General features: G+C 29.3%; 20 protein-coding genes. 15 read left to right on the top strand and 5 right to left on the bottom strand.

Annotated features, from left to right (window positions below; all coding sequences use genetic code 11):
- The first annotated feature begins 5 nt into the window (after positions 1-5).
- The 15 genes from atpG to recO all read left to right on the top strand — a co-directional run bounded on the left by atpG (position 6) and on the right by recO (position 11,259).
- Positions 6-890 carry an ATP synthase F1 subunit gamma gene (gene atpG / locus L8Y18_RS04230; protein WP_263659716.1) on the top strand — a complete coding sequence of 295 codons (885 nt, stop codon included), beginning with the start codon at positions 6-8 and terminating at the stop codon, positions 888-890.
- A gap of 14 nt (positions 891-904) precedes the next feature.
- Complete coding sequence (gene atpD / locus L8Y18_RS04225; protein ID WP_263665000.1) at positions 905-2,302, top strand: F0F1 ATP synthase subunit beta; 1,398 nt, start codon at positions 905-907, stop codon at positions 2,300-2,302.
- 2 nt (positions 2,303-2,304) lie between these two features.
- A complete protein-coding gene (gene atpC / locus L8Y18_RS04220; RefSeq protein WP_133319665.1) occupies positions 2,305-2,697 on the top strand; it encodes an ATP synthase F1 subunit epsilon in 393 nt (130 codons plus the stop codon).
- On the top strand, positions 2,697-3,257 hold the full coding sequence (locus tag L8Y18_RS04215) for a MotA/TolQ/ExbB proton channel family protein (RefSeq protein WP_133319664.1): 561 nt from the start codon (positions 2,697-2,699) through the stop codon (positions 3,255-3,257). Before atpC ends, L8Y18_RS04215 begins: the two co-directional genes overlap by 1 nt.
- The gene (locus L8Y18_RS04210; RefSeq protein ID WP_133319663.1) at positions 3,258-3,647 is read left to right on the top strand and encodes an ExbD/TolR family protein; all 390 of its coding nucleotides are present in this window, start codon (positions 3,258-3,260) and stop codon (positions 3,645-3,647) included.
- A gap of 3 nt (positions 3,648-3,650) precedes the next feature.
- The gene (locus L8Y18_RS04205; RefSeq protein ID WP_263665001.1) at positions 3,651-4,427 is read left to right on the top strand and encodes a TonB C-terminal domain-containing protein; all 777 of its coding nucleotides are present in this window, start codon (positions 3,651-3,653) and stop codon (positions 4,425-4,427) included.
- Complete coding sequence (tolB, locus tag L8Y18_RS04200; RefSeq protein ID WP_263665817.1) at positions 4,427-5,626, top strand: Tol-Pal system protein TolB; 1,200 nt, start codon at positions 4,427-4,429, stop codon at positions 5,624-5,626. Before L8Y18_RS04205 ends, tolB begins: the two co-directional genes overlap by 1 nt.
- A 67-nt stretch (positions 5,627-5,693) precedes the next feature.
- Positions 5,694-6,179, top strand: a complete 486-nt coding sequence (pal, locus tag L8Y18_RS04195; RefSeq protein WP_133319660.1) for a peptidoglycan-associated lipoprotein Pal — start codon at positions 5,694-5,696, stop codon at positions 6,177-6,179.
- An 11-nt stretch (positions 6,180-6,190) separates the two neighbouring features.
- Complete coding sequence (locus L8Y18_RS04190) at positions 6,191-7,183, top strand: tetratricopeptide repeat protein (protein ID WP_263661934.1); 993 nt, start codon at positions 6,191-6,193, stop codon at positions 7,181-7,183.
- 13 nt (positions 7,184-7,196) lie between these two features.
- Entirely contained in the window at positions 7,197-7,778 is a 582-nt protein-coding gene (locus tag L8Y18_RS04185; RefSeq protein WP_263659718.1) for an FKBP-type peptidyl-prolyl cis-trans isomerase, read from the top strand.
- On the top strand, positions 7,778-8,698 hold the full coding sequence (gene fabD, locus L8Y18_RS04180) for an ACP S-malonyltransferase (protein ID WP_263660727.1): 921 nt from the start codon (positions 7,778-7,780) through the stop codon (positions 8,696-8,698). The genes L8Y18_RS04185 and fabD overlap by 1 nt, the downstream gene beginning before the upstream one ends.
- Positions 8,695-9,381, top strand: a complete 687-nt coding sequence (locus tag L8Y18_RS04175) for a 5'-methylthioadenosine/adenosylhomocysteine nucleosidase (protein ID WP_133319656.1) — start codon at positions 8,695-8,697, stop codon at positions 9,379-9,381. Before fabD ends, L8Y18_RS04175 begins: the two co-directional genes overlap by 4 nt.
- A complete protein-coding gene (locus L8Y18_RS04170; RefSeq protein ID WP_263676320.1) occupies positions 9,378-10,139 on the top strand; it encodes an ATP-binding protein in 762 nt (253 codons plus the stop codon). The genes L8Y18_RS04175 and L8Y18_RS04170 overlap by 4 nt, the downstream gene beginning before the upstream one ends.
- Positions 10,132-10,644, top strand: coding sequence for a cysteine hydrolase family protein (locus L8Y18_RS04165; RefSeq protein ID WP_263676319.1), 513 nt, complete (start codon positions 10,132-10,134; stop codon positions 10,642-10,644). Before L8Y18_RS04170 ends, L8Y18_RS04165 begins: the two co-directional genes overlap by 8 nt.
- Entirely contained in the window at positions 10,645-11,259 is a 615-nt protein-coding gene (gene recO, locus L8Y18_RS04160; protein ID WP_263676318.1) for a recombination protein RecO, read from the top strand.
- Here recO and L8Y18_RS04155 read toward each other — a convergent pair.
- The 5 genes from L8Y18_RS04155 to L8Y18_RS04135 form a co-directional block, all read right to left on the bottom strand.
- Positions 11,243-11,563 carry a hypothetical protein gene (locus L8Y18_RS04155; protein ID WP_039617382.1) on the bottom strand — a complete coding sequence of 107 codons (321 nt, stop codon included), beginning with the start codon at positions 11,561-11,563 and terminating at the stop codon, positions 11,243-11,245. The genes recO and L8Y18_RS04155 overlap by 17 nt on opposite strands.
- A gap of 61 nt (positions 11,564-11,624) precedes the next feature.
- Positions 11,625-12,551, bottom strand: coding sequence for a tRNA dihydrouridine synthase (locus tag L8Y18_RS04150; protein ID WP_220566496.1), 927 nt, complete (start codon positions 12,549-12,551; stop codon positions 11,625-11,627).
- Positions 12,548-13,531: a hypothetical protein gene (locus L8Y18_RS04145; protein ID WP_220566495.1), complete on the bottom strand. Its 984-nt coding sequence runs from the start codon at positions 13,529-13,531 to the stop codon at positions 12,548-12,550. Before L8Y18_RS04145 ends, L8Y18_RS04150 begins: the two co-directional genes overlap by 4 nt.
- Complete coding sequence (gene dksA, locus L8Y18_RS04140; RefSeq protein WP_133319649.1) at positions 13,528-13,884, bottom strand: RNA polymerase-binding protein DksA; 357 nt, start codon at positions 13,882-13,884, stop codon at positions 13,528-13,530. Before dksA ends, L8Y18_RS04145 begins: the two co-directional genes overlap by 4 nt.
- Before the next feature lie 8 nt (positions 13,885-13,892).
- Entirely contained in the window at positions 13,893-14,348 is a 456-nt protein-coding gene (locus L8Y18_RS04135) for a 23S rRNA (pseudouridine(1915)-N(3))-methyltransferase RlmH (protein ID WP_220566494.1), read from the bottom strand.
- Position 14,349 lies beyond the last annotated feature (1 nt).

Here is a 14,349-nt window from a genome sequence, read left to right as displayed (position 1 = left end):
TTTAAATGTCTAATTTAAAAGAAATTAAAAGAAAAATAAAAAGTGTTCATAATACACAAAAGACAACTAATGCTATGAAGCTTGTCTCTACTGCCAAATTAAGAAAGGCAGAAGAGGCAGCTAAAAAGTCAAAAGTTTTTGCTCAAAAAATTGATGAAGTTTTATCTGAAATTGCTTTCAAGATTAATCAATACGAAGGACTTGATGATAAACTTCCGTTTTTTAGAAAAAAAGACAATATTGAGAAAATGGATATTATTTTCATTACTGCTGATAAAGGTTTATGCGGTGGTTTTAACATTAAAACTATTAAAACAGTAAATGAAATGCTTGAAGATTGTAAAGCAAAAAAAATCAAAGTAAGATTAAGAGCTATTGGTAAAACAGGTATAGAGTATTTTAATTTTCAAAATATTGAAATTTTAGAAAAATATTTAGACACAAGCTCTAGCCCTGATTATGAAAAAGCTTGTGCTATTATTGAAAATGCAGTTGATGATTTTATAAATGAAGTTACAGATAAGGTTGTAATTGTACATAATGGCTATAAAAATATGATTTCACAAGAAATTCGTATTAATGAATTATTACCAGTGCAAGCTATTGCGAGCAAAGAAGAACAAGAGTCTCAATCTTTAATGGATTTAGAACCTGAAGATGAAGAAATTTTAAATGATTTATTAAAAACTTATTTTGAATATAATATGTATTTTTCTTTAGTTGATTCTTTGGCGGCTGAGCATAGTGCAAGAATGCAAGCTATGGATAATGCAACCAATAATGCAAAAGCTAGAGTTAAACAGCTCAATTTAGCTTATAATAAAGCAAGACAAGAATCTATTACCACCGAATTGATAGAAATTATCAGTGGTGTTGAGTCAATGAAATAAATTTAGGAGTGATGATGCAAGGTTTTATTTCTCAAGTTTTAGGACCAGTGGTTGATGTTGAATTTAAAGAGTATCTTCCACAAATTAACGAAGCTATAATCGTAAATTATGAATTAGAAGGAAAAGAATGCAAGCTAGTGCTTGAAGTAGCTGCGCATTTGGGTGATAATAAAGTAAGAACTATCGCTATGGATATGACTGATGGTCTTGTTAGGGGTTTAACGGCTGTTGCGACTGGAAACCCAATTAGCGTTCCAGTGGGCGAAAAAGTACTTGGAAGAATTTTTAATGTAACAGGTGATTTGATTGATGAGGGCGAAGAGATCAATTTTGATAAACATTGGTCAATCCATAGAGATCCACCTCCATTTGAAGAGCAAAGTACAAAAAGTGAAATTTTTGAAACAGGTATTAAGGTAGTTGATTTGTTAGCTCCTTATGCAAAAGGTGGTAAAGTAGGACTTTTTGGTGGTGCAGGTGTTGGTAAAACCGTTATTATTATGGAGTTAATCCACAATGTTGCATTTAAACATAGCGGTTATTCTGTTTTTGCAGGTGTTGGTGAAAGAACTCGTGAGGGTAATGATCTTTACAATGAAATGAAAGAAAGTAATGTTTTAGATAAAGTTGCATTATGTTATGGTCAAATGAATGAACCACCAGGAGCAAGAAATCGTATTGCTTTAACAGGTCTTACTATGGCTGAGTATTTTAGAGATGAAATGGGACTTGATGTATTGATGTTTATTGATAATATCTTTAGATTTTCACAATCAGGTTCTGAAATGTCGGCACTTTTAGGAAGAATTCCTTCAGCTGTTGGCTATCAACCAACTTTAGCTAGCGAAATGGGTAAATTTCAAGAAAGAATTACTTCAACTAAAAAAGGTTCTATTACTTCAGTTCAAGCAGTTTATGTGCCAGCAGATGATTTAACAGACCCTGCTCCTGCAACTGTTTTTGCGCATTTAGATGCAACTACGGTTTTAAATAGATCAATTGCTGAAAAAGGTATTTATCCAGCTGTTGATCCGCTTGATTCTACTTCAAGAATGCTTGATCCACAAATTATTGGTGAAGAGCATTATAAAGTAGCGCGTGGAGTACAATCAGTACTTCAAAAATACAAAGATTTGCAAGATATTATTGCTATTTTAGGTATGGATGAATTGAGTGAAGAAGATAAATTGATCGTTGAAAGAGCAAGAAAAATTGAAAAATTCCTATCTCAACCATTCTTCGTTGCTGAAGTATTTACAGGAAGTCCTGGTAAATATATTAGTTTAGAAGATACAATAGCAGGTTTTAAAGGTATTTTAGAAGGAAAATATGACCATTTACCTGAAAATGCTTTCTATATGGTAGGTGGAATTGATGAAGTTGTTGAAAAAGCAGAAAAACTTAAGGCTTAATAATGGATAATTTAATACATATAGAGGTGGTAACGCCTCTTGGTATGATTTACAATGATAATGTAAAATCTATTGTTCTTCCTGGAAGTGAAGGTGAATTTGGTGTTTTAAAAGGACATGCATCTTTAATTTCTTCTTTAAGGGCAGGGATTATAGATATAGAAAAATCAGATTCTACCCATGAGTTAGTTGCTATTGATTCAGGTCATGCAAAAGTTTCTGAAACGAAAGTAAGCGTTTTAGCAAAAGGTGCTGTGTGGGTTGGAGGAAATAGTGATAGTGAAATAGCAAAAAGATTAGCAGATGCAAAAGATTTAATCAAATCTATGAGTAGTGATAGTGTTGCTTTAGCTTCTACTTTTGCTAAGATGGATAATAATGTAAGGCAAAAATAGTGGATTTTCAATCAATTTTTCATTTTTTTGAAAATACAAGCTTAATTACTTATATTGTATTGGTTTGGCTTTCGGTGTATTTTATACTTAGTTTTAGTATTTTATTTTCAAGATTAATGCTTATTAATAAATGGATGCAAGATGAAAGTCAGGCTTTAGAAGCTTTGATGAGAGGAGAGAGAGATTTAAGCCAAAGTGCATCAATTTTAAAAAAATGTATTGAGATCGATGAAACTAAGATGAATATTTATAAAAATTCTGTTGAAAAAAAAGCTACAATTGGATTAACTTGGCTTAGTATTATTGCTTCAACCTCTCCTTTTATAGGTCTTTTTGGTACAGTTATTTCTATACTTGAAACTTTTGGTGGTTTAGAAATGCAAAATTCTTTGAGTATTATTGCGCCAAAAATTAGTGAAGCTTTGGTAGCTACAGGTTGTGGAATTTTAGTGGCAATTCCTGCATATAGTTTTCATTTGATTATCAAACGCAAAGCTTATGAACTAATTAATATTTTAGATAGTGAGATAAAAGTATTAGTAAGTTCAGCAAAGGTTTAATTGATGTTTTTAGAAGAAAAACCCGAACTAAATATTACACCTTTAGTGGATATTATGCTTGTATTGCTTGCTATTTTAATGGTAACAGCACCAAGTATTACATATGAAGAAAAAGTTCAACTTCCTCAAGGTTCACAAAAAACTTCAAGTGCTCCAAATATCAAAAGTTTAATTATAACAATTAATGCAAAAAAAGAAATTTTTATAGGAAAAGATAAATTTAATTTTTTAAGTTTTGCGGATAATATGAATGCATTAAAAGTGCAATATAATACTCAAGAAACAGTTTTCATTAGAGCGGATAAGAATTTAAAATATGATGATGTAATGAGTGTTTTAAGAACAATGAAGCATTTGGGTTTTCAAAAAGTTGCTTTGCAAACTGAGTAAAAAATGGAAGAAAATTCTACATATAATTTTAAAGCTTTTACTTATGCGATTTTAGTTTATTTTTTTGTTGTTTTTTTAGTATTTTTTAAGTTAGTCGAATATAAGCCAAAAGCTATTGAATATACCATTGATCCCAATAGTTTTATTAATATAGAACTTGGAGATAGTATAAATCAAAATCAAGTAAATATGATACAAGAGCTACAAAAGGAAAATTTGCAAAGTTTATTTGAAGAGAATCTTTTGCAAAAATACACTACAAATAAAAATGTTAATACTCAAAATGTAGAACAACAAGCTAGTGTTTTCAATGAGTTATTTGGCAAAATAGAAGACTATCAAGAAGAAAAAACTACAAAAGTACAATCTTCAATGCCATCGAAAAAACCTACTTTTACTCAAAGAGAAAAAATCAATGATTTTTCTAAGCAATTAAATGAAAATCTACAAATTAATCAAGAACTAGGACAATCTGTTATAGAACAAAAAATAGGAGTTTATGATCAATTTTTAGGTGCTGTTAGAAAACATCTTGAAGATAGATGGAGAATATACAATCCTAGTGGTAATTTAAGTATAGAAGTAGAATTTGTAATTGATAATAACGGATATTTTTATTTGTTAAGTACCACTAGTGCACATAGTGATAATTTTGATAAAAAGGCAAAAGAATTTTTACAAAATTTAGAAGGAAAATACATAACTTTACCTCCAAATGGTAAAATAAGAAAAATTAAAATGAAACTTAGTGATATAATTGAGTTTAAAACGGAGAAGTGATGAGAAAAATATTAGCGTTTTTATTTTTTTGTTCAGTATTATTTGGGCAAGATGCGACAATATCTGTTGTAAATAAAGGTATGCAATTACCTAAAATTTATATTAAAGATCAATCAAGATTGAATGATTTAGATCTTAAAAAAAGCTTTTATAATATGCTTGTTAATGATATAAAAGTGAGTTCAAATTTTGAATTAACTCAAGATGAAAAACAAGGTGATTATATTTTTTCTTATGTTTTAAATAAAAATGGTAAGCTTTTGGATATTGATGTTGAAATTTTAGCTGCAAATGAAACAAAAACGAGATTTTATGAGCAAATTCTTTCCATTGAAGAATATCCATTTTTAGCACATAGAAGTGTCGCTCAAATGAATAGAAAATTAGGTTTTGCACCGGTTGATTGGATGGATCATAAAATTTTAATAGCTAGGACTCAAGGTAATAAGCAAAGTGATATTTTGTTAGCAGATTATACTTTAACTTATCAAAAGATATTAATATCAAAAGGTTTAAATTTATTTCCCAAATGGGCAAATAAAGAACAAGATGCATTTTATTTCACTGCTTATGAAGATGAAATTCCAACACTTTATAAATATAATATGAAAAATAAAAACATCACAAAAATCATTGCTAGTAAGGGTATGATGGTTGCTTCTGATGTTAGCGATGACGGTAAAAAAATTTTACTTACTATGGCGCCAAAAGATCAGCCAGATGTGTATTTGTATGATACAGATACAAAAGATTTAAAACAGATTACAAATTATACGGGTATTGATGTAAATGGCAACTTTGTAGATGATGATAAAAAAATCGTATTTGTATCAGATCGTTTAGGTTATCCAAATATTTTTATGCAAAATTTAGATTCTAATTTAACAGAGCAAGTAGTTTTTCATGGTAAAAATAATTCTTCAGTTTCTACCTATAAACATTATATGGTTTATTCTAGCAGGGAGGTAAATCAAAGTGGGGTTTTTAATCTTTATTTAATGTCAACCCAGAGTGATTATATAAGACAACTCACTGCAAATGGTAAAAATCTTTTTCCAAGATTTTCAAGTGATGGAGAAAGTGTAGTATTTATTAAATATTTAGGTTCACAAAGTGCCTTAGGAGTTATTAGAATTAATGCAAATAAAGCCTTTCATTATGGTTTAAAAGTGGGTAAAATTCAATCAATTGATTGGTAAAATATCAAAATAGCATTTTTTTTGTTATAATTAAATTATGATTTTTAAATAAAAAAGGGGAAAAGCAATGAAAAAAATCATTTTTGCTTCAATTACTGCATTTGCTGTTATTGTAAGTGGTTGTGCTACAAAAAATACTAGTGTAAGCAGTTCAAGTAGTGTAGATGGATCAAAAGGTAGTGGTGGTTCTGATAGATTTGAAAATCTTGAATCTTTAAATTCTATTGCAAATGTGTATTTTGATTTTGATAAATTTAATGTTAGAAAAGATATGCAAAAAGTTGTTGCAGATAATGCTGAAATTTTCAACAAAGAAGCTGCGAATGCTGCAATTGTAGTTGAAGGAAACTGCGATGAATGGGGAACTGATGAATATAATCAAGCTCTAGGTTTAAAAAGAGCTAAAGCTGTTAAAGAATCTTTAGTAGCTCAAGGTGTTAGCGCAGATAGAATAAGCGTAAAAAGTTATGGAGAAACTAATCCTGTATGTACTGAAAGAACAAAAGCTTGTGATGCGCAAAATCGTCGTGCAGAATTTAAATTATCAAAATAAGTTTTAAATAAATGAAAATCAAATTATTATCAGTAGCTCTTTTAGGAGCTACTTTTTTATACGCTGAAATTTCAGCATTTGATGCAGGAAAAGTAGATACAAAAACACCTTATGGCTTAACTCAAAATGAAAAATTACAATACGAAAATCAAGAACGCTTAAAAGCTTTAAATGAATATTATACTAATTTGACTAGTAAGATAAATACTGCTGTAGAAAATATAGAAGGTTTACAAAGTGTAACCGAGGGTTTAAATGCTCAATATTCTAAAGCAAATACAAAATTACTTTCACTAGAAGAAAACTATCAAAATTTTGATGCAAATATCACAAAAGAAATTCAAAATTTAAGAGCTTATGTAGAAGAAAATAGACAAATTCAAGAAAAAAATCACCAAGAAATTCAAAAAGTATTGAGCGAAATAACAACTTTGATTAATAAAATTAATGATGATTATGTTTCTAAAGAAGATATGAACCAAACCATAACTTTTTTTCAATCGGAAATAGCTAGAGTGCAAAATCAAACAAATAATATCCAAGTTGTTCCTATTGCTAGCGAAAGCAATAAAACACAAGAAGTCATTAAAGAAACAAATACGACTTTGGAAAAAGAAATTGTTCAAGCGAAAGATGATAGTTGGAAAAAACTGCAATCTAGCGAAATTTTAAAAAAAGCTATTGATGAAACCAATAAAAATCAATTTGATGATGCAAAAGAAAAATTTGAGCATTTAATTAGTATCCATTATAAACCTGCTAGATCTACTTTTTGGCTTGGAGAGATAAGATATAAACAAAAAGATTATGCAGGCGCTTTGGGATTTTACAAAAAAAGTTCTGCTATAAGCACCAAGGGTGATTATGTGCCAAAATTACTTTATCATACGGCTATTAGCTTAGATAAAGTTGGAGATCCAAAAAGTGCTAATAAATTTTACAAAGCTTTAAAGACAGCTTATCCTGATAGTCCTGAAGCAAAAGTTTCGCCAGATAGAAAATAAAAAAGGAGATAAAATGGCTATAGAAAAAAATAGTGTAGTTTCAATGTTTTATGAGTTAAAAGATGCAAACACAAATGAAGTTTTAGAATCAAATATTTATGCTGAACCTATTTCTTTTATTTTAGGTAAGGGTCAAATTTTAGAAGGACTAGAAGAAGAAATTCAAAAACTTGATGCCCCATGTAATGCCGATATTGTGATAAAAAAAGAAAATGCTTTGGGTGAATATGATGCAAATGCATTGCAAACTTTACCAAAAGAACAATTTGCAGGGATTGATTTGCAAGTTGGTATGGAGCTTTTTGGCGAAGGCGAAGATGGTAATACAGTAAGAGTAATTGTTAGAGAAATTACTGAGAATGAAGTTACTATTGATTATAATCATGCTTACGCAGGAAAAGACTTGTTATTTTCAATTAATATTGTAGATGTTAGAGCTGCAAGTGAAGATGAAATTTTAACAGGAATTATTGCAGGTAGCAGAAGTTGTGGATGTGGTGGTGGAGGACATCATCATGATCATCATCACGGACATGGTGGTGGATGTTGTGGTGGCCACGGACATGGTGGTGGCGGTTGCTGCGGTGGACACTAATGAATAGTGCATTTATTTTCCCAGGTCAAGGCTCTCAAAGTGTTGGTATGGGGCTTAGTTTTTATGAGAATTCACTTAAAGCAAGAGAATTATTAGATTGTGCAAGTGATTATTGTAAAATTGATTTTAAAAATTTGCTTTTTAAGGAAAATGAAAATTTAAATAAAAGCGAATTTACACAAATGGCCATAGTGTTAAACTCACTAATGGCTTATGAAGCTTTAAAAGAGCAAGCTAGTATAGAAGCTAAGTATAGTTTAGGCCATTCACTAGGAGAATTTAGTGCTTTAGCGACTCAAGGTGCATTTGACTTTTTAGATGTTATAGCACTTGTTAACAAGCGTGGCCAATTTATGCAGGAGGATTGCTCTAAAATCGAAGCTGGTATGATGGTGGTTTTAGGACTTGAAGATAAAGTAGTAGAAGAACTTTGTCAAAAGGCATTAAGTGAGCAAAAAAGTATTTTTGCAGCTAATTATAATTGTGAAGGACAGATTGTAGTAGCGGGCTTAAAGCCTGATTTAGCTTCTTATGAGAGTGAGTTTAAGAATGCAGGAGCTAAAAGAGCTATGCTTTTGAATATGAGTGTTGCAAGCCATTGTCCATTATTAAAAAATGCGTCTTTAAAACTTACAAAAGAACTAGAGCTTGTGTTAAAAGATGATTTTAAAAGTGTAGTTTCAAATGTAAATGCAAAAATATATAGTGATAAAACTCAAGCTTTAACACTTTTAAGCGAGCAACTTATAAAGCCTGTTCTTTATAAGCAAAGCATTAAAACAATAGATAATGAAGTGGATTTTTATATAGAATTTGGTGCGAGCGTGCTAAAGGGCTTAAATAAAAAAATCACTCAAAAAGAAACTTATGCTTTAAGTAAAATAGAAGATATTGATGAAATTCTAAAGGTGATTAAATGAAAATAGCTATTTTAGGAGCTATGCCCGAAGAGGTTACTCCTTTACTCGAAACATTAAAAGAATATCAAACAATTGAATATGCAAATAATACTTATTATATTGCAAAATACAAAAATCATGAATTAATCATCGCTTATTCTAAGATAGGGAAAGTAAATTCCACTCTTAGTGCGACTATTATGATAGAAAAATTTAAAGCTGAACTTATGCTTTTTACAGGAGTGGCTGGTGCTTTTAATCCTAGTTTGGAAATAGGGGATTTAATCTATGCTACAAAATTAGCTCAATATGATTTAGATATTACAGCTTTTGGACATCCGCTCGGTTATGTTCCTGGTAATGAAATTTTTATAAAAACAGACGATAAGCTTAATAATCTTGCCATAGAGGTTGCTAAAGAACTTGGTGTTAAATTACAATCAGGTATTATCGCTACGGGTGATGAATTTATTTGTGATGAGAATAAAAAAGCAAAAATTAGAGAAATTTTTAATGCAGATGCTTGTGAAATGGAAGGAGCTAGTGTGGCTTTGGTATGTGATGCTTTAAAAATTCCATGTTTGGTTTTAAGATCAATGAGTGATAAGGCAGGTGAAAAAGCTGAATTTGACTTTGATGAGTTTGTAGAAAAATCCGCTAAAATTTCAGCTAATTTTGTTTTAAAAATTTGTGAGAAATTATGATAAATCTTAGCAAAAGACTAATCAGAGAAGTTGCAAAAGCAAATGCTAAGTTTTCCTTAATAGAAGATAATGATAAAGTTTTATTAGGACTTAGTGGCGGGAAAGACTCTCTAGCTCTAGCTCATCTTTTAAAGCGTATGCAAGCACATGCACCTTTTAAATTTGAACTTAAAGCAGTAACTTTAAGTTATGGCATGGGTGAAGATTACACCAAACTTCATAATCACTGCAAAGAACATAGTATTGACCATGAGGTTATTGATTCTAATATTTATGAAATTTCAGGTGATACCATTAGAAAAAATTCAAGCTTTTGTAGCTATTTTTCAAGAATGAGACGTGGAGCTTTATATACTTACGCCTTAGAAAATGGTTTTAATAAGTTAGCCATAGCTCATCATTTAGATGATGCAGTAGAGAGTTTTTTTATGAATTTCATTTATAATGGTGCTCTTAGAAGTTTAGCGCCAAAATATAAAAGTAAAAGAGGTATAGAAGTCATCCGTCCTTTGATTTTTGTAAGAGAAAGGCAATTAAGAGAAAATGCTATTAATAATGAATTAGAAGTAATTGGTAATGAATTTTGTCCTGGTATGAAATTAAGTGAAAAAAATGTAAAATTTCCTCATGCTAGAGAAGAAGCTAAACAGCTTTTAGCAAATTTAGAAAAAGAAAATCCAAAATTATTTACGAGCTTAAAAACTGCATTTGAAAATATCCACACGGATAGTTTTTTCATGGTTAAGGATAATGACTAAACTTTTAATTATAGTTGATTATCAAAATGATTTTATCGATGGTAGCTTAGGTTTTGAAAAAGCTACCAAGATAAAAGATAATATTCTTACTCTTTTAAAAAATCATCAAGGTGATGTTGTTTTTACTTTTGATACGCATGATGAGAGCTATTTAAAAACCCAAGAAGGAAAAAAACTGCCTATTTATCATTGTATTAAAGATACTTTTGGTTGGCAAATGCCAAGTGATTTTGATGTGTATTTAAAAAATGCAAAAAAAATCTTTTATAAGAATGCTTTTGGTAGTTTAGAATTGGCTAATTTTTTAAAACAAAATCATTATGAAAGTATAGAATTTTGTGGTTTGGTTTCGCATATTTGTGTATTTAGTAATATTATTTTAGCTCAAAGCGCCACGCCTAATTCTAAAATTATTTTACATAAAAATGCTACTGCAAGTTTTAATGAATCTTTAGAAAATAGTGCTTATGAAATTTTACAAGCTTATGGTATAGAGCTTTTATAGATGCAAGGCTTTATTTTGCACACTCAGAGCGTAAAAGATGAGGATTTGATTGTTTATCTTTTAAGCGCCAAAAAAGTTATTAAAAGTTATAGATTTTACGGAATGAGACATTCTAATATTCTAAATGGATATAAGATTGATTTTGAACTTGAGGAAAGTTCAAGATTTTTACCGCGCTTAAAAGATGTTTTACACATTGGATTTTCTTGGGTTTTAGATAGAGAAAAAATGTTTTTTTGGCAAGAATTTATCAGGCTTTTTTATTGGCATTTAAAAGATGTTGAGGAGATTGATAGTTTTTATTTTGAGCTTTTAGAAGATTGTGCTAAGCGTTTTGAAAAACAAGATTGCAAGCGTGTGATTGTGGATGCTTATTTAAAGATTCTAAGCTTTGAAGGACGCTTGCATAAGGATTTTATTTGCTTTTTGTGTGATGAGTGTATAAAAGAAGATGTTGTATTGGTAAGGGCTTTTTTGCCTGCGCATAAAAAATGTGCTTTTGGCTATGAGTTTAAAGCTAAAGATCTTGCAAAATTTTATGAAAATTTTAATTCATCGCATTTTAGCGATGAATATATTGATAATTTATATAAAATCATTAAAGAGGGTTTTTAAGAGTAATATCATACATCATAATAGCCTCTTGTCTTAATTTTGCGATGATATTTGCACTATCAATATGTGTATTTTTTATAATAGCTTCCTTGCTATTTTTAATATCTTCAAGCAAATTTCCAAGTTGTTTTTGGGAGCTTTGTAAGCAAGTGCTTATACATTTTGGTTGTGTTTGTTGTAAAACTTGCTCGAAATTTAAACTTTGATTGTTAAGCTTTGAAGCATGTGCTGCTAGATTATTTGCACTTGTTCTAATGCCACCTAATGCTTTGTAAATCCCTTTTGAATTGATATGAGCTGCCATGAACCTTCCTTGTTTTATGGTATCTCTTCATTCATATTGCTTAGAATTTTACAAGCAAAAATCATTCCTTATTGAAAAATTCTTGCATATATTTTCGCATAATTTCTGCATCATTAATGCGATTAACACAATCTCTAAAATTTGAAGCATCTTCATAGCCTTTAGAATATTCATGTAAGTGCTTTCTAAATATGCTTATACCTTGTTCTTTGTAATGTTTTAGCATTTCTTCAAAATGTGTAAAGATGATTTTGTTTTTTAAAATTTTATCGATTTTTTTGCCAGTTTTTACCTCGTGAAATATCCAAGGTTTTCCTATGCTTGCACGCCCTATCATCAATGCATCACAATTTGTTATTTTAAAAACTTCTTTAGCATTTTCTGTGCTAATATCGCCATTTGCAACTAAAGGAATTTTGATATTTTCTTTAGCTAAAGCTATAGCTTCATAATCAGAATTTCCACTATACATTTGTTTTCTAGTGCGACCATGCATACTGATAAAATCTACCCCAGCATTTTCACATGCTTTAGCAATGGTAATAGGATCTTTTTTTTCAAACCCTAATCTTACTTTGACACTAGTTAGCTTTTTATTACTTGTTTTTTTGATAAGTTCTAAAATTCTTTGCAATTTATCAAGATCTTGCAAAAGAGCACTACCTGCACATTGTTTTATAACTTTATTTACAGGACAGCCGCAATTAAAATCAATCCCATCTATAAAATCAAAACGATTTAATATTTCTACCGCTCTTTGAATCACACTTTCATCCGAGCCTGCAATTTGAACTATATAAGGATTCTCAAGTTCAGCTTTTTCCAACATTTTAAGAGTTTTTGAGCTTTCATACACTAAAGCATTAGAACTTATCATCTCACTAATTGTTACATCAGCCCCAAATTGTTTAACTAAATTTCTCAAAGGCAAGTCTGAAAAACCTGCCATAGGAGCTAAAAACAAAGGTTTTTTACTAAAATCTATCATTGTATAAATTTTTCGAGTTCTATTTTTTTATTATGTTCTCTTAAAAAGAGCAAGAGTCTAAAATCCTTATGTTCGTTTTGATCATTTCCTAATTCATTAAGCAATTCATCATACATACCAAATTCTGCTAAAGTATAAAGATAAGCTCTTAAAGCTTGAGAATGACTATCTTTTAACTTTTTAAATAAAGCAATTAATATTTGAGGCTCTATTTTTTTACAAAGTATTTTTGTGCATTGTAAATATGACTTATCATCTAAGGTATTCATGCTAAGCAAAACTTCGATTTCAGCATGATTTAATTCCAAATTTTCTTTTTCAAATCTATCCAAAAGTAATAAAATATCATCTTGATTTTTTTGTATTTTTAGTGTTTTAATTTGGCTATAAGGTGCATTATCTAATACCATTTTATAAGCAAAATTTTCTAATTCATTTGTCAGAGTTTCTTTATTTTTAATAAAAGAAAAAGCATAGTCGCTATCTTTTTGGAAATGATTTTTTTCATTTAAAATGAAAATTTCATTATGTGGATCGAGTTTGTATTTTTTTAATTCCACAAATTCCTTTTTGTCTAACTGCTCTAAAATATTTATAATATCATCTATTTTTGTATTTTGATTTTTTTCTTTAAAATAAAGAGCTTGAGTGTTTTTGGCTATATCTTGAAATTCTTGAGTTTTAAATTTAATTTTGCTTATTTTTTTCAAAAATACATCAATTAAAAAATTTTCATAATTTTTGCTATCTTTAATAAGATTTTTGTATTGTAAATGTTTTAAAAAGCCATAAAAACTCATATGCAATAAAGCTAAAACCATCAAAATAAATGCAGGTAAAATTACCCACAAGCTGATAGGTAAATTTAGCTCAAAAGTAGAAATTGTGAAAGTGTAATTTCCCAAATTTAGATTATAAACTAAGGCTGCTACGATTAAAAGATAAACTAAACTTGCAAAGAAAAATAATTTTACTTTCATAATTCTTTCCTTTTTTCTAAGTTTTCACGACAATTTATACAATATTTTGCGTGAGGTTTTACTTTGAGTCTTTCAGGATGTATATCTTCATCACAATACTCACAAATTCCATAAGTATTGTTATCTATTTTGCTTAATGAATGTTTAATTTCTTCTAATTCTGTTTTTAAATTTTCATTGATTTTTAAGTCAATATGTGAGCTGTTGTCAATTTGCTGTAAATCAACTTCATCTCTTGGTTCACTATCTTGCAGATCATGGATATTGTCTATATTACCTTGAAGTTCTTGTAAAATTTCTTTTTGTCTTTGAAGTAATATATTTTTAAATTCTTCAAGATTTAACTCTTGCATAAATGCTCCTATTTGTGGTATGGATGATTTGTATTAATGCAAAATGCACGATAAATTTGTTCTAAAAGCATGGTTTTAGCAAATTTATGCACTAAAGTCATTTTGCTAAGAGCTATGCTTGTATGCATTTGTGCGATGAATTCTTTTTCAAGGCCATAAGCGCCACCTATAAAAAAAGAAATTTCATTTTTATCTTGTAATAATTTAGCAAATTCTACACTTGTAAGCTCTCTACCCTTTTCATCTAAAGCTATGCAAAAACCTTTTTTATAAGGATTTAGCGCGTTTGTATAAGATTTTTTTGCTTCTATGGTATTGGTATTTTGTGCTAAATTAATTTTATTGTTAAAAATACAAATATCATTAAAATTGCAAAATTTTTTGATGAGCTTGGTGTAGTGCTCATCTATTTTACTAAATTCATTATTATTGTTTTTTTGAATGCTTAAAAGATTAATATGCATT

Source organism: Campylobacter sp. CNRCH_2007_0968H, assembly GCF_025773245.1.
In the GTDB taxonomy this organism is placed as follows: domain Bacteria; phylum Campylobacterota; class Campylobacteria; order Campylobacterales; family Campylobacteraceae; genus Campylobacter_D; species Campylobacter_D lari_D.
This window is presented reverse-complemented; position numbering and strand designations above follow the sequence as displayed.

Coding starts and splice junctions, on each gene's coding strand:
- atpC (WP_133319665.1), top strand. CDS start 2,305: ATGGATAATTTAATACATATAGAGGTGGTAACGCCTCTTGGTATGATT.
- L8Y18_RS04205 (WP_263665001.1), top strand. CDS start 3,651: ATGGAAGAAAATTCTACATATAATTTTAAAGCTTTTACTTATGCGATT.
- atpD (WP_263665000.1), top strand. CDS start 905: ATGCAAGGTTTTATTTCTCAAGTTTTAGGACCAGTGGTTGATGTTGAA.
- pal (WP_133319660.1), top strand. CDS start 5,694: ATGAAAAAAATCATTTTTGCTTCAATTACTGCATTTGCTGTTATTGTA.
- L8Y18_RS04145 (WP_220566495.1), bottom strand. CDS start 13,531: ATGAAAGTAAAATTATTTTTCTTTGCAAGTTTAGTTTATCTTTTAATC.
- L8Y18_RS04175 (WP_133319656.1), top strand. CDS start 8,695: ATGAAAATAGCTATTTTAGGAGCTATGCCCGAAGAGGTTACTCCTTTA.
- recO (WP_263676318.1), top strand. CDS start 10,645: ATGCAAGGCTTTATTTTGCACACTCAGAGCGTAAAAGATGAGGATTTG.
- atpG (WP_263659716.1), top strand. CDS start 6: ATGTCTAATTTAAAAGAAATTAAAAGAAAAATAAAAAGTGTTCATAAT.
- L8Y18_RS04190 (WP_263661934.1), top strand. CDS start 6,191: ATGAAAATCAAATTATTATCAGTAGCTCTTTTAGGAGCTACTTTTTTA.
- dksA (WP_133319649.1), bottom strand. CDS start 13,884: ATGCAAGAGTTAAATCTTGAAGAATTTAAAAATATATTACTTCAAAGA.
- L8Y18_RS04170 (WP_263676320.1), top strand. CDS start 9,378: ATGATAAATCTTAGCAAAAGACTAATCAGAGAAGTTGCAAAAGCAAAT.
- fabD (WP_263660727.1), top strand. CDS start 7,778: ATGAATAGTGCATTTATTTTCCCAGGTCAAGGCTCTCAAAGTGTTGGT.
- tolB (WP_263665817.1), top strand. CDS start 4,427: ATGAGAAAAATATTAGCGTTTTTATTTTTTTGTTCAGTATTATTTGGG.
- L8Y18_RS04155 (WP_039617382.1), bottom strand. CDS start 11,563: ATGGCAGCTCATATCAATTCAAAAGGGATTTACAAAGCATTAGGTGGC.
- L8Y18_RS04165 (WP_263676319.1), top strand. CDS start 10,132: ATGACTAAACTTTTAATTATAGTTGATTATCAAAATGATTTTATCGAT.
- L8Y18_RS04150 (WP_220566496.1), bottom strand. CDS start 12,551: ATGATAGATTTTAGTAAAAAACCTTTGTTTTTAGCTCCTATGGCAGGT.
- L8Y18_RS04185 (WP_263659718.1), top strand. CDS start 7,197: ATGGCTATAGAAAAAAATAGTGTAGTTTCAATGTTTTATGAGTTAAAA.
- L8Y18_RS04135 (WP_220566494.1), bottom strand. CDS start 14,348: ATGCATATTAATCTTTTAAGCATTCAAAAAAACAATAATAATGAATTT.